The sequence below is a fragment of the Acinetobacter sp. NigerLNRRAM0016 genome, assembly GCF_054112845.1.
In genome coordinates this window covers 18,204-37,727 of the sequence record NZ_JBSYVT010000001.1, presented here as the reverse complement: position 1 = coordinate 37,727, position 19,524 = coordinate 18,204, and the positions used below count along the sequence as shown (strand labels likewise).

The following is a 19,524-nucleotide window of genomic DNA, read 5'->3' as shown; positions in this document are numbered from 1 at the left end:
ATTTAGAAAAGAGGGTACGGTATGTGGAAAAAAATTAGAATCTTGTGCTTGTTACTGATTTTACTCATTGTCGCAGTCAATGCATGGCGAGACCAAAATCAGAACTGGGATAAACCCGTCATCGTGCTATTGCATCCAATCAATGCAGATGGTCAAGCCACTACGCAACAGTACATTCAGCAATTATCTTTGAGCGATCTCGGTGCTGTGCAGCCGTATTTGCAGCAAATGTCGACCCATTATCGTGGTCAGCCTATACAGCTTTATTTAAATTTGGGGCGTGAATTAACCCAGAAACCACCTAAAGTACCTGAGCAGGCGAAATTGCTGGATATCATCTGGTGGAGTCTGAAATTCCGCTTTTACGATTGGAAACAGCACCAGCGCAGTGATGGAGCATCTGCTGTGACTCTATATTTGAATTATTATGATCCACAGTTAACCAATCAGTTAAAACACTCGACCGCTTTGGAAAAGGGACGTATTGGGGCAGTGAATCTGTATGCCAGCAAAAAACAAAATGAGCAAAATCAGATTGTTTTGGTGCATGAACTGTTGCATGCCTTTGGTGCAAGCGATAAATATGATGCAGCTACAGGGCAACCCTTGTATCCGCAGGGTTATGCAGCACCTAATCAGAAGCCACTATTTCCACAACCCAAAGCAGAGTTGATGGCGGGACATCTACCTATTTCTGCTCAACAAAGCAAAATGCCTGATCGTTTAGACGATACCGTATTAAATCAAATCACAGCTCTGGAAATCGGCTGGATTAAATGAGTTGTGTATAACTTAAATTTTATCCACAGTATGGATGTTTGCTGTGGATAAAAAAGATGCAGTTTGATAACAGACATTCATTGAAAAAACGGTAACAATCATTTTATTCCATCGTAACGACTTGAGAAAAAATATGAAAACAGTTGGAAATGATTTGGTTCGTCATCAATTACATGAAAATCGAAAATGGTATTTGGCACTCGGCATTTTGCTGACAGTCTTTGGTTTTGTTTTATTGGCTGCTTTACCGTTTGCAACACTCTCGGCAGTTTATTTGTTTGGGATGTTGATGATGATTGGTGGTGCATTGCACTTGATTGCAGCATTTAAAATTTTTGAGGGTGGTTATCGCTGGCTCTGGGCGGCATTTGCTATTTTCTATCTCATCGCAGGTTATTATGCATTTACCACACCTGTAAAAACCGCGATTGTACTGACCAGCTTCTTGGCGATTTTCTTGGTGATTGCGGGGATCGTGCGCAGTGTGAATGCCTTTATGCTCAAACCTTTGGCAGGTTGGGGCTGGACGCTGTTCTCAGGAATACTCACTTTTGTTACTGGGGTGATTATTTTGATGTCACCAACAGCGCCGTTTTGGGTGCTGGGGATGTTCCTTGCGGTCGATATTCTGTTCCAAGGTATTAACTATTTAACTTTGGCATCGTATATCAAACATGAAGTGCCAAAGAGTTCGGCTGATGTCTAAGGTGATTACCCTTTTAGTTGAAGAAGAGTGCTATATGCACTCTTTTTTATTGCGTATGATGGAGTTGGATTTTTAGCGAAATACAATTTTTCCATGACTAAAACTTTTGTCCTTGCTCCTGATTCATTTAAAGAAAGTATGACAGCCCAACAGGCTTGTCAGGCTATGCAACGGGGCTTGCAGCGGGTTTTTCCAGAGGCTGCATATATTCATGTGCCTATGGCAGATGGCGGTGAAGGAACGGTAGATGCCTTGGTTGCTGCCGCACAAGGTGAGAGTGTGAGTTGTACGGTGTCGGGTCCTCTCATTGAACAGAAAATTGAGACCTATTTCGGTTTGATTGATCAAGGGCAAACGGCTGTGATTGAAATGGCGAAAGCCAATGGCATCCATTTACTTGAGCCATCATTGCGCAATCCATTCCTCACTACCACGTTTGGAACAGGAGAAATGATCAAACTGGCACTTAATCAGGGGGTGTCTAAAATCATTATTGGTTTAGGTGGTAGTGTCACTAATGATGCGGGGATGGGTATGGCACAAGCCCTTGGCGTATGCTTTTTAGATGCACAGGGTCAGTCTGTTACTCTAGGTGGCGGGCAACTGCATCACATTGTTCAGATTGATTTATCGAATCTAGATAGTCGATTGGCACAAGTTGAGATGCTGATTGCGAGTGATGTGAATAATCCACTTTGTGGTGAAAATGGCGCATCACGGGTGTTTGGACCACAGAAAGGTGCAAGTCCAGCAATGGTGCAGCAATTGGATCAGAACCTTGCTTATTTCGCCAATCTAGTTCAATCCCAACTCCAACTTGATTATGCCCATGTTGCAGGGGCTGGTGCAGCAGGTGGCTTGGGATTTGGGCTAATGGCTTTTGCAGGGGCAAAAATCCGCTCTGGGGCAGAAATCATCATTGAAGAAACACGATTGGCTGAAAAAATTGAACAGGCGGATTATGTGCTGACTGGTGAGGGAGGAATCGATTTTCAAACCAAATTTGGCAAAACCCCCTATGGTGTAGCGCAAGTGGCAAAAAGGCTGAATAAGCCTGTCATCGCTTGTGCAGGCGCAATTGGTAAAGGAATTGAGGAGCTATATACAGAGGGCTTTACGGCAGTTTTTGGTATCGTAGATGGGGCCTGTGATTTGCAAATGGCATTAAGCCATGGAGAACAAAACTTAGCGCGAACCTGTGGAAATATTGCGCGCTTGCTGGCGATGCGTTGATACTCATCCTCTTGACATGGAAAAGTTGCAATCTTCATTCCCATACTGGATTCGGTTTTATGGCGGGGATTTGCTAAACTATGCCTCTATCTAGCACGATGAGACATTATGAGTTTAGCCAGCCTAATTGATGAATTAAACCCGCAACAAAAACAAGCTGCCACGACTGCATCACAACACAGTCTGGTGCTCGCAGGGGCTGGCTGTGGCAAAACCAAAACCATTGTGGCGCGTGCTGCCTATCTCATTGAACAAGGCATTCCTGCCAACCAAATTCAAATTTTGACCTTCACTCGACGTGCAGCCAGTGAAATTGTAGCGCGAGTAGAATTGGCATTGGGCGAGCAAGCTAAAGGGCTTCGCGCCTCGACTTTTCATACTTTTTGTATGTATTTATTGCGTCGTGTACCGAAAGCATTTGGGTTGGAACAATTTTCAATTATTGATCGGGATGATCAGTTGATGATGTTCCGCCTTATTCGCGGTAAAGACGATAAGAAAAATCCCAATCAACTACCTAAACCACAAGAGCTATGTGATTTATATTCTTTTGCACGCAATACCCGTCAGAAATTGAGTGATGCTTTAGAAAAGCAGCATCCTGAACATCTGGTGTTTAAAGATCAAATTGCCAAGATCATGCAAGAGTACGAGACACGCAAGCGTGCACGTGGCTTTCTGGATTATGATGATATTTTGGCAATCGTTGCCTCAGCACTCGCGCAATCTGAGGGCTTGGTCGATTATGTCGCCTCCATCTGTAAGCACATGCTGGTCGATGAAATGCAGGACACCAATCCCTTGCAGTGGGCTTTGCTTGAACCGTTAAAGGATAAAGTTAGCTTATTTTGCGTAGGAGATGATGCGCAGTCGATTTATGGTTTCCGCGGTGCTGATTTTGAAAATATCCACCATTTTAAAGAACGTGTTCCAGATGCGGTGGTGTATAAACTGGAAAAGAACTATCGCTCTACTCAAGAAATTTTAGATTTGTCCAATTGGTTGCTCGATCAGTCGGAAATTCGTTATGAGAAACGTTTGGATGCGCATCGTGGTGAGGGCATTAAGCCGCGCATGCATATTTTTCCGAATGAGTTTGATGAAGCCAAGTGGATTGCGATTGATATTAAAGAGCGCCATTACCTGCAAGGGCATCAATGGTCGGATCATATGGTCTTGGTGCGCTCCAGTTTTGCTGCGCGGCATATCGAGGCAGCTTGTATTGCAGCCAATGTGCCATATCGTTTTATTGGCGGGATGAAATTGCTGGAAACCGCGCATGTCAAAGATCTACTCAGCCTGTTACGGGTCATTGCCAATCCGCTGGATGATATTGCGTGGATGCGTTTTTTGACCTTGTGGAATGGCGTGGGTGATGTGGGGGCGAGCCGCCTAGCACAGCAATTGTTAATCGAACCTGAATTTGATGCGATTTTTCCTAAACTGGAACAGTTTGGGCGGATTCCTGATGAAACTTTGCTGATCATGAAGCAGATGACGGTGCTGAAACAGGAAGTACACGCTTGTGTCTGTTTGGGGATTCAAGCCCTTGAAACGCAATTGGCAGAAAATTACAAGAAAGACTGGAACCGTCGCCAAGGTGATTTTGACTTGGTGAAACAACTGGCAGCCAAACATGCACAACTGAGTGAGTTTCTGGAGGAATACGTGCTTGATCCTGTCTCCATTTCAGAAATTGAACGTCAGTCGGATAGCGATGTGGTCACGCTGATTACCATTCACTCGGCCAAAGGTACAGAACAGAAAGTTTGCTATGTGGCGAATGTGACGCCAGGGCAGTATCCACACGCACGGGCACAAGGAGATTTTGACGAGGTGGAAGAAGAACGCCGTGTACTGTATGTGGCGCTCACACGGGCGAAAAATGAATTGATTCTGACCAAGCAGAATTTAAGTTTATGGGCACGTGATCAAGTAGATGAGCAGGGGCGTAAAGTGGAAAGTTATTTTCTAAATGATTTACAGCGCCAATTGTGTACCATGGAAACACATCATAAAACCCGCCAACAGACGGTGAAAAGTGCTTTAATTGAACGTCAGTCAATTGATTTAGATTTTGGGATAAATCTCGATTAAACTATCGCTATTGCGAAGCTCAAAAGCCAATTTCATGCTGCTTTTGAGTATTTGCCTATTTTAAGGTTTAAAGATGAAAATTTTAGTTCGTAATTTAGAACGTACTGTCAAAGAAGATGAATTGCTGAAGCTGTTTCAACAATACGGCACGGTAGAAACTTGCCAGTTGGTATTGGATGCTGAAACAGGTAAATCCAAAGGTTTTGCTTTTGTGGAAATGCCACATGGTCGCGAAGCGGTGAAAGCGATTAAAGCACTCAACACCTTGCGTTTACATGGCACGGGTATTCGCGTCAAGCAAGCTGAAGACAAGCCGCAGACTTAAATGAAAAGGAGCAGAATATGCTCCTTTTTTATGGCTGTCTGATTTGATGGCTGAAATTGGTTGAGCTGAATTAGATCATGCATAATTTTGATTGTGCATTGAATTCAATTAAGTTTAATCTTAGTGCTGTAACAAATGCCCAAAAAATAGGAAATTCGTATGTCCCGTGTTGCTCGCTTCCATGCCGACCGTACCAATCAGAAATTATATTTTGCACGTTTGTCGTGTCAGCAAGCCGAGCAAATCGATCATGTCCAACAAGCACAGGCCTACCGTGAAGCAGCTGTCTTTCATTTACATGGTGCAGTTCTTGCATTTTTACAGGAATTAGTGCGTTATTACCGTCTAAATGATTTTCAGCCGACCTTAAAGTCGATTGAAGAACAGATGGCGGCCAAAGGTCAAGTATCACCTGAAGTCGTGGTGATGCAACAACTCTCGAAAGATGGCTTTATTGCAGAGCTTAAGCGTGCTTATCGCATGTGTCAGTATGCGCCAGAACCAAGTGCGCCAGAGCCAGAGGATGAAACTTCTTCGAATCTCATTATTAAGGTGACGCAAACGCCTCAGGCATGGTTGCCTGACACCAAAATTTTACGTGAGTGGCATCGTGATTTGACCCAGTTAATCGATGGTTTTCGTAACGAAATGGTGGAATTCTAGGCAAAGCCAAGCAAATGCTTGAAGTTTCGTTTTTTGACCCGATATTAATAAGTCTAAGGATGCAAAGCGCAACTGCCTTTGCCACCATGTTGAACATGGAGAAATATATGTCTATAGAGCAATTGAAAGAATTATTTGGGAATCAGGAAGCGGTTCTAGAATTAGTTCAACTTGAAGATGGTGAGTTGGCGTTGCGAAATGCAGGCTCGGAAAAAGATCCTTTGGTTAAAATTCAATTTAGCGATGAAGTCAAAGCATTGCTAGGTGATCAAACTGCCGTGATTGCACAGCACATGATACAGGCAGCGTTGTTTGGCTTGCTTGAAAAACAAGTGAATGAATGGCAAGCCGAGGTTGTGGACGAAAAACCACAGTTTATGAGCTGAGTTCCATTAGCGAAAAAAGCGCACACGAAGTGCGCTTTTTTTATGTTTATTTTATGTTTAAAGCTTAATGACTTGGTGCTTGGTGATGGGCAATCTCAATTTGATTGAGAATATGATTACTCATATTTTTCGCCATTTCTTCTTTGGCTAAATACACTTCACCGATATTTTCTTTACGGATCACTTCGGCTTCTTGTTTGCTTTCTGCGCAGATCAGCACTTGAATTTGCGGGTTCAGGGTTTTGGCAATATCGACAATTTTGTGAATATCAAGAATATCCATTGGAGATAGCACCAATAGCCGTGCATGTTGAATATGCGCTTGAATCAGTACGCCCGGTTCAGTGGCCACACCTGAAACGGCAGCAATGCCTTTTTCACGCAAGTCTTCGACGATCTCACGGTTTTCTTCGGCAATCACGACTTTAATTTTTTCTGCCATCAAGGTTTTGGTGATGCGACGTCCCACTTCACCATGACCGACTATCACCACCTGATCACGCAGATAATCCTGCGAGACTTCATCGGGTAGCATGGCGAGAGGGTCACCACTACGTTCCAAGAGGCGTGCAAGGGAGGAGCGTTCACGAATCCAGTTCTGAATCGGTTCAATTGCAGAGAAGATAAACGAGTTCAGGGTAATTGAAATTAAGGCGCCTGCCAGAATTAAATTCTGTCCTTCCAGTGAAAGGAGTTTTAACGATACGCCCAGCGTAGCAAGAATGAAGGAAAATTCACCAATTTGTGCTAGAGATGCACCCACCGTCAAGGCAGTATTGATTGGGTAGCGGAAGAACAGCACCAATGCCATCGCGGCAATAGTTTTACCCACCATGATAATCCCAACCACAGCCAAGACGTGTTCAGGCTGTTCCCATAAAATGCTTGGGTCAAACAGCATGCCGACTGAAACGAAAAACAGGATTGAGAAAATTTCACGTAAGGGCAGGGTTTCTTCTTCTGCACGGTGGCTAAAGTCAGACTCCTTGACCACCATACCTGCAAAGAAAGCACCAAGTGCCATTGAAACACCAAAGACCTTATATGCGCCAAAGGCGATTGATACGGCTGCAGCAACCACAGTCAGGGTAAACAGCTCACGTGAGCCGAGACGGGCAACAAATTGCATAATCAGCGGTACTAGACGCTTGCCGACAATTAACATGAAGGCAATGAATCCAGCGACTTTCAAAAGGGTGAGTCCCAGTGTCAGCCAGATATTGCCACTTTCAGCATGCGCCGTCATGGGCTCTCCACCGAGCAAGACGGCGGTAGCAGGGAGCAAGACCAAAACCAAGACCATCACCAGATCTTCAACCAAGAGCCAGCCCACGGCAATTTTACCATTAACCGAATTGAGTAGACCTCGATCACCTAAGGCTTTAAGTAATACCACCGTACTGGCACAGGATAAGCTTAGACCAAACACCAGTGCAGAGCCAAAGCTCCACCCCCAGAGCATGGAGACACCAATCCCCAGCAAAGTCGCCACGGCAATTTGCAGAATCGCACCCGGTAGGGCAATGCGTCGCACTTGTAACAGGTCATTCAGGGAAAAGTGCATGCCTACGCCAAACATCAGGAACATGACGCCCAATTCGGCAAGTTGGTTGGCGAGTTGAATATCCGCAACAATCCCCGGGGTGTTGGGGCTAATAATAATGCCCGCAATTAAATATCCGATCAGCGGGGGGAGGCGTAAACGTGCGGCAAGATAACCAAAGATCAGCGCTAAGCCAAAACCAAAAGCCAGTAATATGATGAGGTCTACATTATGTGGCACTAAAAACTCCTTAAACACAAGTTAAGGGTGAAAAGAAAATAAGCACAAAGAATGCCAAAAAGTTATTTAAGTTTATCAAGGCGCATAAAAAAAATGCAAAAAAAAACGACCTAAGAATAGGTCGTTTCTTTTTAAGAATCTAAAATTATTTGATTTTAGCTTCTTTGAAGATTACGTGTTGACGGATTTTTGGATCAAATTTTTTGATTTCCATTTTTTCCGGCATAGTACGTTTGTTTTTAGTAGTGGTATAGAAATAACCTGTACCAGCTGTAGAAACTAAGCGAATCTTATCACGCATTGTCCTGACTCCTTACTTAGATCTTTTGACCTTGAGCACGTAGGTCAGCAACAACCTTTTCAATGCCCAATTTGTCGATAATACGCATACCTTTAGTGGTTAAACGAAGACGTACGAAACGTTTTTCGCTTTCTAACCAGAAACGGTGGTGATGCAGGTTCGGCTCGAACCGGCGCTTAGTTTTGTTGTTGGCGTGTGAGACGTTGTTACCAACGACTGGACGCTTGCCGGTAACTTGGCAAACCTTAGACATGGTGTAACTCCATTGATTTAGCCAACAGCAAATCTGTATGGCCAGTCAAAAATAAACGGATTGAATTCATTCAAGGGGCGTTTTATACCAAAAATGCGCTTAAAAGACAAGCGATTTTTCGTAAAACGGGACACGATCTGGTGCAATAGATCATGCCTTGATCACTTAGCGAAGAAGAGTTTTCAAAATCAATTTGTGAATCGGCTTATTAAACGGTGGGAGAATGTATTTAAAGCTGTAAAGCTTTGGATTCGACATCATAGACCGTTCATTCGACAAACTGAAGAAACCTTCTGGACCATGATATTTTCCCATTCCCGATGCACCAACGCCACCAAATGGTAAATCGTCTTGTGCAACATGGGTTAATACCGTGTTTTGTCCAAAATGCCCTGAATGGGTACGCTGTGCGACATATTCCGCACGCGCCTGATCAAAGTCGAAGTAGTATAAAGCAAGTGGACGAGGACGGCTATTAATAAAGTCGATTACATCGTCAATTTGTTCATATTCCATGATGGGCAAGAGCGGACCGAAGATTTCATTTTGCATAATCTGCATATCTGGGGTGACGCCAGCAACCAGCGTAGGCGCGATTTTACGCACATCACTGAGCTGTTCTTGCAGCGGGTTAATCTCGATAATCTGTGCACCACGTGTTTGTGCATCATCTAAATAGCTTTGCAGACGCTGGTATTGCTTGTCATTAATAATCGCAGTGTAATCCTGATTGTCCTTGAAGTCTGGATACATCTCTAAAACGCAGGCTTTAAACTTTTCAATAAACTCTGGGGTTTTGCCTTTCGGTAAGAACATAAAATCAGGAGCAACACAGGTTTGACCTGCATTCCAGAGTTTACCCACCGCAACCCGCTGCGCGACATCATCTAGATCAATAGACGGATGGACCAAGACAGGGGATTTGCCACCTAACTCTAAAATAACGGGGACTAAATTTTCTGAAGCGGCTGCCATGACCGTTTTACCGACATTGGTCGAGCCTGTGAAAATAATTTTGTCAAAAGCCAAATGACTAAAGGCATCGGAAATAACACCACCGCCATTAATCACGGCAACCAGTTCCTGTGGGTAAATTTCAGATAACGCCAGTTCAAGTACACGACCAAAATTACAAGAAGAGCTGGAAACCTTAATCATGGCATGGTTGCCTGCTGCCAATGCGCAAATCAGTGGACCGACAGACAGTAATAAAGGATAGTTCCACGGTGCAATAATGCCGACCACGCCTAAAGGCTGGTATTCCACCCATGCTTTGGCAGGCTGATGAATGATTCCGACGTGTCGCTTGGAGGGCTTCATCCATTTAGACAAATGCTTGCTATAATATTTAATCTGCTCGAGGCAAGTGAGTAATTCGCCGATTTTGGTTTCGGCAATAGAACGGTTACCATAATCGAGGTCAATTGCTTCTGCGAATTGATCTTGGTACTTAACCAAGATACGCTTAAGCCGTGCTAAACGATCAATACGTTCCTTTGCTGTGGGTAAAGGATAACGTTGGTAAGCATGTTTTTGTTGTTCAAGTACGTCGTGTAAGTATTGAAGATCAAAAGCATGTGGTGTCATTGCCGTTGTTTTTGTTTGACTGTTCATGACGCACTACCAGTTACATTAAAGCGGATAATTAAATTTTTAGAGCAAATGCTCTAAATAGTCAAGTCACTTACTGTGTTAGTTTTCTAACCCATTGAATATATGGTTACTTTAGGATGTCTCACTCCAAAACGGTGAAAACCAAAGAACGCATTTTGCAATTAAGTTTGCAGCTGTTTAATGAACGTGGTGAACGCTCAGTCACGACCAATCATATTGCGGCTGAATTGGGTATGAGCCCAGGCAATTTGTATTACCACTTTCGCAATAAAAACGAAATTATTAAGGAGTTGATGGAGCAATACCAGAGAGAAACGCTGGAAATGCTCGCACTTCCTGACGATCGGGCATTGGATGTAAATGACAAAATCAGTTATTTCCAAGTCTTAAGCAACCAATTGTGGGCCTATCGTTTCCTACACCGTGATGTGTATCACTTGGTGGAAAATAATGAAGATTTCCGCAAAATGTATCCGCGTTTTGCCGGTCAGGTGATGCAACAGGGTCAAAAGATTTATCAGGCTTTTGTGGATGCAGGGCTGATGCAAATGACGGCCTCTGAAATTGAAGCCTTGGTGATTAACCTGTGGATTGTACTCACCAACTGGACCAACTTCTTATATATGTCGGGTCATATCAGTGACTCGAATCATTTGGAAGAAAAGTGGGTCTGGCAGGCACTGCGTCAAATGGTGTTCCTTGAGGGGGCGTATTTACGCGGTGAAAGCCGTGAAACGTATGAGCGCTTACTGGAAAGTTTTGGTCCTTCAGAGCTATTTGCCAGTCTGTCACACGCGAAAAACAATTGAAGCTGAAACAAGCTATTTAGAAAGCGTTTAAAACGCGCTAGAATACTCGGCTTATTTAAATTAGGTGTAACAAGAACCAACATGAACATGACCACTGCTAACACGGCACGCTTACTGATTACTTGTGAAGATAAGCCAGGTATCGTGCAGGCTGTATCGAGCTTTTTGTATCATCAGGGAGCAAATATTACCGCACTTGATCAATACGCGACGGAAGCTACGGGCGGGCGTTATTTCATGCGTGTTGAGTTTGAATTAGACCATCTGCAATCACGTAAAGAAAGTCTGATTCAGACCTTTGCAGTGAATGTGGCAGAGCGTTATGCCATGCAATGGCGTTTTGCATTTGTTAGTGACGTGAAAAAAGTCGGTATTTTGGTGTCTAAAGTCGACCATGCTTTGCTTGAGCTGTTATGGCGTCATGCACGTGGTGGTTTGCCTTGTGAAATTACCAAAGTGGTGTCGAACCATCCTGATTTGCGTGAAGCGGTTGAAAACTTCGGTATTCCATTCGAAGTGGTTCCAGTCAATAAAGAAAACAAACGCGAAGCTTATGCAAAAATTGATGAATTGATGCAAGGCAATGATTTGCTGGTACTCGCGCGTTATATGCAAATTCTGGATGAAGAGTTTGTGAAGCACTGGGAAATGAAGATCATCAATATTCACCATTCGTTCTTGCCGGCGTTTGTGGGGGCAAACCCTTACAAACAAGCCTATGAGAAAGGGGTGAAATTGATTGGTGCGACTGCGCATTACGTGACGGCCGATTTAGACCAAGGCCCAATCATTGAGCAGGATGTTGAGCGCGTGAATCATGACTTTACCGTTGATCAATTGCGCGAATTGGGTCAGGACGTTGAACGTAATGTTTTGGCGCGTGCTGTGAAATGGCATTTGGAAGACCGTATTATTGTGGATGGCAATAAAACAGTTGTTTTCCAATAACTATTTTTAGCATATGCGAAAAGGACCTTTTTTTTAACGGTCCTTTTTTTATTTTGATTCAAAAAACTCATCAAAACAGTGAAATTAATAGTTGCAAATGAAAACACTTCTCATTTATTATTGCGATACTTTAATTGTACTAACCGATGAGCTTGATTGTTAAATCCACGATTAAACTGTCGTGAGCAGTCGCTTCTTTTAGGTCGCAGATTCTAATGAGTCAAATTTCTATCCCGTCTATGCAAGCTCCAAATCCGATGAAAAAGAAAGTCATCTCAGCCTTAATTGCAGTTGCCATTGGGCATGTTGGGGTATTGTGGGCGGTCAGCCACATGAAAGCGCCTGAACTTCCGATCATAGACAAAGAGCCATTAAAAGTACGATTTGTCAAAATTCAAGAACAACCAAAACCTTTACCGCCAAAGCCGAAAGCTGAACCGAAAAAAGAACAGCCTAAGCCTAAGGAAGTAAAAGAGGTCAAAGTGGTGGAAAAACCGCAGCCACAACCTCCGAAGAAGGTGGAAAAAGTTCAACAAGTTAAAAAAGCAGAAACCGTCAAACCTGTTACACAGCCGACAATCCAGCCACAAAAACCTGCAGTGGTGAGTACACCTACGGTCGAAACCAAAGTGGTCAGCAAGCCTGCACCTGTGGCAGAACCCGTACCAGAAAGAGTGGCACCAACACCGACAACCAAGAGTGTGTCGATTGGTGGTTCTGGGGTGCAATGGAGTCGTTCACCAAAACCAAGTTATGGCAATAATGACTTGAAAGGTGAGACCCGTACCATTGTGGTGCTGATTGAGGCGGATGAAAAAGGTAAAATTACCAATGCTCGTGTGACTAAATCGACGGGTGTTGCTGCTTTAGATGAAAAGATTTTACGCGCAGTGCGTAGTGCAAAATTCAAACCGTACAAGGAAAATGGTGTTGCTTATCCAATTCGTGCTGAGCAACCATTTGAATTGACATTGAATCCTAACGGCTAACTATTTCAGGAGTTCGAGTATGAACTTTTCAGTTTATTGGCAACATGCGGATGCGGTGAGTAAAACCCTGTATTTCGTATTATTGGCAATGTCTATCGCAACATGGACGATTTTTATTTTACGTCTGATGGGCACACGTCAGCTTAAACAACAAGCACATGCTCAACTTGCAGCAGCATTGTCGAAGTTAAAGGCGAAATTACAACCGCTCAGTTTTGAACAGCGTAAAGCCGTTGCTGAACAAGCGTTATTGCGCCAGATTTCTGTTGAAAAAGCCAATGCTGAAAAAGGCGTATCGGTACTCGGTACCATCGCATCGATTGCACCCTTTGTCGGTCTATTCGGTACGGTTTGGGGTATTTTCCATGCCTTGGTTGCGGTAGGTAAAAGTGGTCAGGCAGGTCTTGCTCAAGTGGCAACCCCAGTGGGTGAAGCCTTGATTATGACGGGTCTTGGTTTGGCTGTGGCGATTCCTGCGGTATTGGCGTACAACATTTGTGTGCGTGCCAACCGTACCTTGTCGAATGAATTACAAGATCAAGCGCATAGCTTGTTGATTGATACCATGTTGCAACAAGAAACTGCGACACAGCAAGTTGAAGCGAAAGCAACACAACAAGGTTTAGTTGGAGGTCAAGTTTAATGGCTTTTCAATTGGGTGAAGACAACGATTCGGGCATGAATGAGATGAACCTCATTCCGCTCATCGATATTATGTTGGTATTGATGATCATCTTTCTGGTGACTGCGACCGTTGCCAACCCATCAATTCCATTAACCTTACCCAAAACCACTGCGGATATTGTGAATCCACCACCTGAAGCGATTACTGTCAGTATCAATGCCAATGGTGAAGTGGCTTGGAATGACCAAATCATCACTTTAGACGAGTTACAGACCCGTTTTAATGATGCTGGTCAGGCAGAGCAAAAACCAACGGTACAATTGCGTGCAGATAAAGAATCACGTTATGACACCGTTGCACAAGTAATGTCACGTGCGAGTGAAGCCGGACTCAGTGATATTGCTTTTGTGAGTGAAAATTAAGCCTCTTCGAGGTGAAAAAGCGACCTAATTGGTCGCTTTTTTTATGCCTGCTTATTCGCTTTTGAGTAGGGACTGGAACTTACTGTGAAGCTTGAGCAGCTTAGGTGGAATGGCAAAGTTACAGTAGCCTTGTGACGGATTACGGGCAAAGAAATTTTGGTGATACTCTTCTGCAGGATAGAAGCTTGGTGCAGGGCTGAGCTCAGTCACAATGTTGATGCCTTGTGCTTTCAATTCATCAATGATTTGTACAGCTTGTTGCTGTTGTTCTGCATTCAAATAATAAATCACCGAGCGATACTGTGTGCCAATATCGTTGCCCTGACGGTTTAAAGTGGTTGGATCATGCGTAGCAAAGAATACTTCAAGCAATTGCGTGTATTGAATTTGCGTTTCATCAAAATCAATCAGAATCACTTCGGCATGCTGAGTATCGCCACGACAGATGTCTTCATAACTTGGATTTTCGGTCAGCCCACCTGCATAACCACTTACGACCTTGCTTACGCCTTTCAATTGTAGAAACACGGCTTCGACACACCAAAAGCAGCCTCCGCCCAATAATGCCTGTTGCATGACAATTTCCTTAATTCAATTTTGCTCGCCACTATAAGAGAACATTGTGGCACAACGATGTAAGTTGAGTTGTAAATATAAAAAAGGTCTGTAATACAGACCTTTATATAAAGAGGAGATTAACGCGGTTGTTTCGCGCTGGCAAATTCAATCAGTAAATTACCATGACGATCCATCAGTTTCAGGGTGTTGTTATACACCTGATAGTTGGTCACATTCGCCAGTGCAGCGTTAAATTGGTTGGGAATGGTACTATCAATACACGCCATTTTGGTCGATGCCATCTGAGACAGTACCAGTGTATCGCCCGTTGCTTGATAGGTGCCCATCAAACGGTTACAGCCATCGGCACCAGAAACCCGTTTGGTTGCTTCATTAAATTGCAGTGCTGGAATATTGCGGGCACTTGGATTGGTTTTAATCATTTGCGAACCAATCTGAATCGCGATCCAAGTATGGTTTTGCAGCATTTGTAGATTATTCATCTCAGTAGCAGAAGACGTTGGCGTAGATTGGCAACCTGTGAAAAGCAAGGCAGAGCCGAGGAGGGCAACACTTAAGGTTTTTTTTAACATGTTGTAATTCCACTTTTTTTGACTTTATCCGATATTTTATAAACAAAGCAGATGCAAATTTCCAGTTGATTATCGTATTTCTTCTTGTCCTTTGCCGTTGTGACGACGCAACTTAATGCGTTGGTAGTCCTTGACGAATGGTGCGGGAATAATCTTGGACTGACGCTAAAGATTGAACTTTGGGATTGACATGGGCACGGCGATACCATTCATGCATGCTGTAACGATGTGAGATTGCATTTAAGTCGTAGAGATAATTCGGTAAATAGCCCGAAACCAAAAGACGGTAATCGACAGGGAGTGGTTTTTGGGAAACCTCTTGAATCATGTCAAATACCAGCGTGGTGCAGTTACTGCTGAGGGTGTTATACCATTTAGGCTGCTGTGCCAGTTCACTGGCTTTATCTAAATATTCCAGAAATAACGCTTGGCTTTGCGCTTTGGACATCTTGATTGGGAAAAAATAAACCTGCTCATGGCGAATATTGCTGCGGGTATAAATGATGTCCGTTTCATTGGCCGCGACCAGATTCAGCTCATATTTCCGAAAAAAGCCACCGATGGCAGAAAACTCTTCGCCTTGCTCTTTCCGAATTTCAATGGAAAAGGTGAGTGGGGCTTGATTGGCAAAATCAAAACTCACCAGCGTGTGGGCAATTTGTGGTCCCGTCCAGTAGGAGGTAATGATATTGACCCCAGTAATTTGATTTAAATCCAGTACGCGGGTTTGCCATGCGGCTTGATAACTACCATCTGCATGCCAGTGGAAATCACGTACATTGTGCAAGGTCACCTGATGTCCTTGCATCTGATAACTGAGTAATCGAGAGACTTCAGGATTCCAGTCTCGGTCTTGTCGCGCATCTAAACCAAAGTACCAGCCCAGTGCCAAGACAAAGCCAAAAACATACAGCAGAATGTCTTTGTTGCGACTGATCAGATGCAGACTAAAATAGATGCCCAAGATACTGAGGGAAAAGCATGCCCACGCAAGCATTAAGCCGTAGGTCACGACCGCATGAATCGGTTGTTGAATCCATAGAGCGAGGCACAGCCAAAGTGATGACAGCAGTACAAACAGACTGAAAATACAGTGGATCAACCATTGTAGTGTTCTGAACAACAATGAACCTGATCCTTTTTGCTGCATATTCAGCCACTCATGTAGATGGATTATTTGGTGTAGGTTGCAAATTCGAATGCAATTCCAGTTTTTTCATCTTGTTGTTTTTCTGAGCTGACTTTTTTAAATTCAGCTGGAATTTCAGGATAATATGCATCACCCTGTACATCAAGCTCGACATGGGTCAATTCCAGACGATCTGCAATCTGCATGGTTTGCTTAAAGATTTCACCGCCACCAATAATGAAAATGCTCTCTGGCTTTTCTGATGCGTGTACATCGGCAACCGCCTGATTCAGCGCTTCTTCAATGCTATACGCCACTTTGGTGCCTTCAAAAGACCAGTGTGGGTCGCGGGTAATCACCCAATTGACACGCTTGGGCAAGGTACGTCCCATCGACTCCAGCGTTTTACGTCCCATCACCACCACACCACCTTGGGTGATGGCTTTAAAATGCTTGAGGTCGGCAGAAATATGCCAAGGTAAATCGTTGTTTTTGCCGATACAGCGTTGCTGATCCATTGCCACGACATGCACAACTTCTAAATTTTGGAATGCCATTAATCACTGACCTACTGAATTATTGTGAAAAAAGATGCTTTCTCAATCTGGAAAGCATCTCACCTGAAGCTTAAACGGCAACAGGGGCTTTAATTGCTGGATGTGACTCATAACCGACAATTTCAATATCTTCGAATTTAAAATCGAAAATATCTTGAATCTCAGGATTAAGTTTTAACTGACACAAGCCTAAAGGCTCGCGGCTGAGTTGCAGTTTGGCTTGTTCAAAATGGTTGGCATACAAATGTGTGTCGCCACCTGTCCAGACAAAATCACCGACCCCTAAGCCACAGACTTGCGCAATCATATGCGTCAGCAAAGCGTAGCTAGCAATATTAAATGGCACACCAAGAAATACATCTGCACTACGCTGATACAGTTGGCAAGACAATTTGCCATCCTGAACAAAGAACTGAAACAGAGTATGGCAAGGCGGCAGCGCAACTTGTCCTGCTTCTTGCGGATTCCAGCCTGAAACAATTAAACGACGTGAATTTGGATTGGTTTTAATCTCATTCACCAACCAAGCAATTTGGTCAAAACCGTCTTGCGCATACAGACCATTTTCAATCTGGGTTGCGCCGAAATTACGCCATTGATGACCATAGACCGGACCGAGTTCGCCTTCAGGTCGACCAAAACGAGCGGTCTGATCAGCCGTTGCCCATTCATCCCAAATGCTGACTTTGTTATCTTGTAAGTATTTAACGTTGGTGTCGCCTTTGAGGAACCACAACAGTTCAATCACAATCGAACGGAAGTGGACTTTCTTGGTGGTCAGTAAAGGGAAACCTTGATTCAGGTCAAAACGCATTTGATGACCAAATACCGAGCGCGTACCTGTACCTGTACGGTCGCCTTTATCACCGCCGTGATCGAGGATGTGTTGTAGAAGGTCTAAATACGTTTTCATAAAACTCTCAAATAAATAATTTGGGCAAGCAAACCTGTTTTGGAATGACCTGATTGTCCCAATCTAAATTCTAAAATATGGGGTCGATTATACTGAATTGTGTGGTGTAAAGCACCCACGATTGGAAAGCTCAGTTCGGGTGGCTGCTACGATAAAAAGTTATGTGAAATGTATTGAATCAAGCCAGATTAAACGCGTTTTTCTATGAGAAGTAAATTAGAGTGTTGATTGTTTTTTGACCAAAAGAGCAGCCCCAAGCGATCATGCAATGTCTAGAAAAAGAGTAAGTTATCTGTTGCTCTGTTACATGTTTATATTTTTTTACATTTTACGTATGAAAAATTAAGTTTCACGAGCTACTATCAGCACTCAGTTTTTTGTGTTTGATGTAAGAAGTTTGAGGTTTTAAGGATGATTTATGATGTTAATACGGGTATGAGTGATGTTCATGCTCCTGCCGAAACACAAATCATTATTCGTTCGAATGCGCAACAAAGACCAGATAGCAAACGCTCAAACACAGAACGCAATCGTAACTACACCTCAAGTAATTCTCAGCGTGTTGATATTGATAAATTCACGCAGAAATTAAGCAGTATCACGCGCCGTACTAGCACCCAGAAATGTGCCAAGAGTATTCGTCTGGCATTACAGTCTGCTGGTGCAAATGTACAGGGTCATCCTGTTGCGGCTGCGGATTGGGGCAATACACTCGAGCGATTAGGCTACCGCCGTATTAGCCCATCGTTTGACCAACCGAAAAAAGGCGATATCTATATTATTGACCGCACCAAAGGTCATACTTATGGGCATATTGCAGGGTATTCAGGTTCGGGTTGGGTGTCTGATTTTCAGCAATCAGGTTATGCTGTGTATAAGAATGCCAATGTGCAATACAGTTATTATCGCCTAGATCACTAATCCATGCGTGTGAATCAGGCATAAAAAAGACCGTTTATTTGAAACAGATAAACGGTCTTTTTTTGACTGAATTTTAAGTACAGCTATTCATCGGGTTGATCATGGCGTTTGGCACGATTGCTATAAATCGAAACCAAGAACAAACCAATCAGTTCAAAGCCAAGACACTGTAACCACAGGATCCATTTGTGCTGTGAGGGGAGTAGATAAGCTAGGCTGAAAAGGGCAAATAGCTGAAAGATATAAATCCCGTTATGGAGCGTATTTCGATAAGCTGAGGCGGGTGCAAGCTTTAGATAAACGCTATACAGCACATGCGTCAGCATACCCAACATCAGGCTTAAACCGACCCACAAAGCGGGCAATTCTACGACTGTTGAACAGAGATAAATTCCGATACAGACGGCAATACTGCTGACCAGCTTGATCTCGCGGCTACAACGCAGTGAATACCAAAAGTCCAGCATCAGTGTTGGTCTTGCTTATGCTGATTCAGCAGTGATAAGGGTGAAAACAGGCAAATGGCTAAAGTCATAAAGCCAATACCTTGTGCACCCGGGATCAGGATGTCCCCAGACTGGAGATGCATAAAGATTAAGGCCAAGAGCAGTGCCAGCGGAATCCAAGTCAGCACGCGATAGAACAGTCCTGTAGGATTTTTCGCTGCAAAATGGATTTTACAGTAACGGCAAATCAGAAACACAATTCCTGTTCCCATGAACATTAGAATCGCATCAGGTTGTAACGGTTGCATCCAATACAGTGCTGCTGTCACTGCGCCAAGCAGTACCAACAGTGCCAGTTTTTTGAACACCGCGATTTTGGGATCAAACCAGAATTCGAGCATAATTTTCAGGAGAGGGTCAGTATAAGAGTTTAAACTTTAGCATATGTCAGAGCACGACGCACGGATCGTGCT

At 43.6% G+C, this 19,524-nt stretch carries 24 protein-coding genes; 13 read left to right on the top strand and 11 right to left on the bottom strand.

Going from position 1 to position 19,524, the window contains the following annotated elements; all coding sequences use genetic code 11:
- Window positions 1–21 precede the first annotated feature (21 nt).
- The 7 genes from ACWQ4X_RS00200 (at window position 22) to ACWQ4X_RS00170 (ending at window position 6,190) form a co-directional block, all read left to right on the top strand.
- Window positions 22–780 carry a hypothetical protein gene (locus ACWQ4X_RS00200; RefSeq protein ID WP_457902297.1) on the top strand — a complete coding sequence of 253 codons (759 nt, stop codon included), beginning with the start codon at window positions 22–24 and terminating at the stop codon, window positions 778–780.
- Between the two features lie 133 nt (window positions 781–913).
- Window positions 914–1,486 (top strand): HdeD family acid-resistance protein, encoded by a 573-nt coding sequence (locus ACWQ4X_RS00195; RefSeq protein ID WP_457902296.1) that lies wholly within the window; start codon window positions 914–916, stop codon window positions 1,484–1,486.
- Window positions 1,487–1,579: 93 nt separating this feature from the next.
- Entirely contained in the window at window positions 1,580–2,719 is a 1,140-nt protein-coding gene (locus ACWQ4X_RS00190) for a glycerate kinase family protein (RefSeq protein WP_457902295.1), read from the top strand.
- A gap of 108 nt (window positions 2,720–2,827) precedes the next feature.
- Window positions 2,828–4,816 carry an ATP-dependent helicase gene (locus ACWQ4X_RS00185; RefSeq protein ID WP_457902294.1) on the top strand — a complete coding sequence of 663 codons (1,989 nt, stop codon included), beginning with the start codon at window positions 2,828–2,830 and terminating at the stop codon, window positions 4,814–4,816.
- 73 nt (window positions 4,817–4,889) lie between these two features.
- Complete coding sequence (locus tag ACWQ4X_RS00180) at window positions 4,890–5,141, top strand: RNA recognition motif domain-containing protein (protein WP_457902293.1); 252 nt, start codon at window positions 4,890–4,892, stop codon at window positions 5,139–5,141.
- A 159-nt stretch (window positions 5,142–5,300) separates the two neighbouring features.
- Complete coding sequence (locus ACWQ4X_RS00175; RefSeq protein WP_100240556.1) at window positions 5,301–5,804, top strand: DUF6586 family protein; 504 nt, start codon at window positions 5,301–5,303, stop codon at window positions 5,802–5,804.
- A 107-nt stretch (window positions 5,805–5,911) separates the two neighbouring features.
- Window positions 5,912–6,190, top strand: coding sequence for a hypothetical protein (locus ACWQ4X_RS00170; RefSeq protein ID WP_100240659.1), 279 nt, complete (start codon window positions 5,912–5,914; stop codon window positions 6,188–6,190).
- 64 nt (window positions 6,191–6,254) lie between these two features.
- Here ACWQ4X_RS00170 and ACWQ4X_RS00165 read toward each other — a convergent pair whose 3' ends face one another.
- From ACWQ4X_RS00165 to ACWQ4X_RS00150, 4 genes are all read right to left on the bottom strand, one after another.
- On the bottom strand, window positions 6,255–7,973 hold the full coding sequence (locus tag ACWQ4X_RS00165) for a cation:proton antiporter (RefSeq protein ID WP_457902292.1): 1,719 nt from the start codon (window positions 7,971–7,973) through the stop codon (window positions 6,255–6,257).
- A 145-nt stretch (window positions 7,974–8,118) separates the two neighbouring features.
- Complete coding sequence (gene rpmG, locus ACWQ4X_RS00160) at window positions 8,119–8,274, bottom strand: 50S ribosomal protein L33 (RefSeq protein ID WP_003654787.1); 156 nt, start codon at window positions 8,272–8,274, stop codon at window positions 8,119–8,121.
- 16 nt (window positions 8,275–8,290) lie between these two features.
- Window positions 8,291–8,527, bottom strand: a complete 237-nt coding sequence (gene rpmB / locus ACWQ4X_RS00155) for a 50S ribosomal protein L28 (RefSeq protein WP_000048256.1) — start codon at window positions 8,525–8,527, stop codon at window positions 8,291–8,293.
- 165 nt (window positions 8,528–8,692) lie between these two features.
- Window positions 8,693–10,141 carry a coniferyl aldehyde dehydrogenase gene (locus tag ACWQ4X_RS00150; RefSeq protein ID WP_457902291.1) on the bottom strand — a complete coding sequence of 483 codons (1,449 nt, stop codon included), beginning with the start codon at window positions 10,139–10,141 and terminating at the stop codon, window positions 8,693–8,695.
- 116 nt (window positions 10,142–10,257) lie between these two features.
- On the opposite strand from ACWQ4X_RS00150, the gene ACWQ4X_RS00145 reads away from it, so the two are divergent.
- The 5 genes from ACWQ4X_RS00145 to ACWQ4X_RS00125 all read left to right on the top strand — a co-directional run bounded on the left by ACWQ4X_RS00145 (window position 10,258) and on the right by ACWQ4X_RS00125 (window position 13,934).
- The gene (locus tag ACWQ4X_RS00145; protein ID WP_100240559.1) at window positions 10,258–10,950 is read left to right on the top strand and encodes a TetR/AcrR family transcriptional regulator; all 693 of its coding nucleotides are present in this window, start codon (window positions 10,258–10,260) and stop codon (window positions 10,948–10,950) included.
- An 81-nt stretch (window positions 10,951–11,031) separates the two neighbouring features.
- A complete protein-coding gene (purU, locus tag ACWQ4X_RS00140) occupies window positions 11,032–11,898 on the top strand; it encodes a formyltetrahydrofolate deformylase (RefSeq protein ID WP_100240560.1) in 867 nt (288 codons plus the stop codon).
- 215 nt (window positions 11,899–12,113) lie between these two features.
- Window positions 12,114–12,887, top strand: a complete 774-nt coding sequence (locus ACWQ4X_RS00135; protein WP_457902290.1) for an energy transducer TonB family protein — start codon at window positions 12,114–12,116, stop codon at window positions 12,885–12,887.
- A gap of 19 nt (window positions 12,888–12,906) precedes the next feature.
- Window positions 12,907–13,530, top strand: coding sequence for a MotA/TolQ/ExbB proton channel family protein (locus ACWQ4X_RS00130; protein WP_100240562.1), 624 nt, complete (start codon window positions 12,907–12,909; stop codon window positions 13,528–13,530).
- On the top strand, window positions 13,530–13,934 hold the full coding sequence (locus ACWQ4X_RS00125; protein ID WP_100240563.1) for an ExbD/TolR family protein: 405 nt from the start codon (window positions 13,530–13,532) through the stop codon (window positions 13,932–13,934). Before ACWQ4X_RS00130 ends, ACWQ4X_RS00125 begins: the two co-directional genes overlap by 1 nt.
- 51 nt (window positions 13,935–13,985) lie before the next feature.
- Here the strand turns inward: ACWQ4X_RS00125 and msrA are convergent, their stop codons facing one another.
- From msrA to thyA, 5 genes are all read right to left on the bottom strand, one after another.
- Window positions 13,986–14,510: a peptide-methionine (S)-S-oxide reductase MsrA gene (gene msrA, locus ACWQ4X_RS00120; protein WP_100240564.1), complete on the bottom strand. Its 525-nt coding sequence runs from the start codon at window positions 14,508–14,510 to the stop codon at window positions 13,986–13,988.
- Window positions 14,511–14,629: 119 nt separating this feature from the next.
- Window positions 14,630–15,085 (bottom strand): META domain-containing protein, encoded by a 456-nt coding sequence (locus tag ACWQ4X_RS00115; RefSeq protein WP_241625802.1) that lies wholly within the window; start codon window positions 15,083–15,085, stop codon window positions 14,630–14,632.
- Between the two features lie 112 nt (window positions 15,086–15,197).
- Window positions 15,198–16,235, bottom strand: coding sequence for a lipoprotein N-acyltransferase Lnb domain-containing protein (locus ACWQ4X_RS00110; protein ID WP_457902289.1), 1,038 nt, complete (start codon window positions 16,233–16,235; stop codon window positions 15,198–15,200).
- Between the two features lie 23 nt (window positions 16,236–16,258).
- Complete coding sequence (locus ACWQ4X_RS00105) at window positions 16,259–16,771, bottom strand: dihydrofolate reductase (protein ID WP_457902288.1); 513 nt, start codon at window positions 16,769–16,771, stop codon at window positions 16,259–16,261.
- A 70-nt stretch (window positions 16,772–16,841) separates the two neighbouring features.
- Complete coding sequence (gene thyA / locus ACWQ4X_RS00100) at window positions 16,842–17,684, bottom strand: thymidylate synthase (protein WP_374531072.1); 843 nt, start codon at window positions 17,682–17,684, stop codon at window positions 16,842–16,844.
- Window positions 17,685–18,095: 411 nt separating this feature from the next.
- Between thyA and ACWQ4X_RS00095 the strand changes: the two genes are divergently transcribed.
- Window positions 18,096–18,605, top strand: coding sequence for a peptidoglycan amidohydrolase family protein (locus ACWQ4X_RS00095; protein WP_457902287.1), 510 nt, complete (start codon window positions 18,096–18,098; stop codon window positions 18,603–18,605).
- Window positions 18,606–18,688: 83 nt separating this feature from the next.
- Here the strand turns inward: ACWQ4X_RS00095 and ACWQ4X_RS00090 are convergent, their stop codons facing one another.
- Window positions 18,689–19,072, bottom strand: a complete 384-nt coding sequence (locus ACWQ4X_RS00090; protein ID WP_457902286.1) for a hypothetical protein — start codon at window positions 19,070–19,072, stop codon at window positions 18,689–18,691.
- The gene (locus ACWQ4X_RS00085) at window positions 19,072–19,452 is read right to left on the bottom strand and encodes a hypothetical protein (protein WP_457902285.1); all 381 of its coding nucleotides are present in this window, start codon (window positions 19,450–19,452) and stop codon (window positions 19,072–19,074) included. The genes ACWQ4X_RS00090 and ACWQ4X_RS00085 overlap by 1 nt, the downstream gene beginning before the upstream one ends.
- Window positions 19,453–19,524 lie beyond the last annotated feature (72 nt).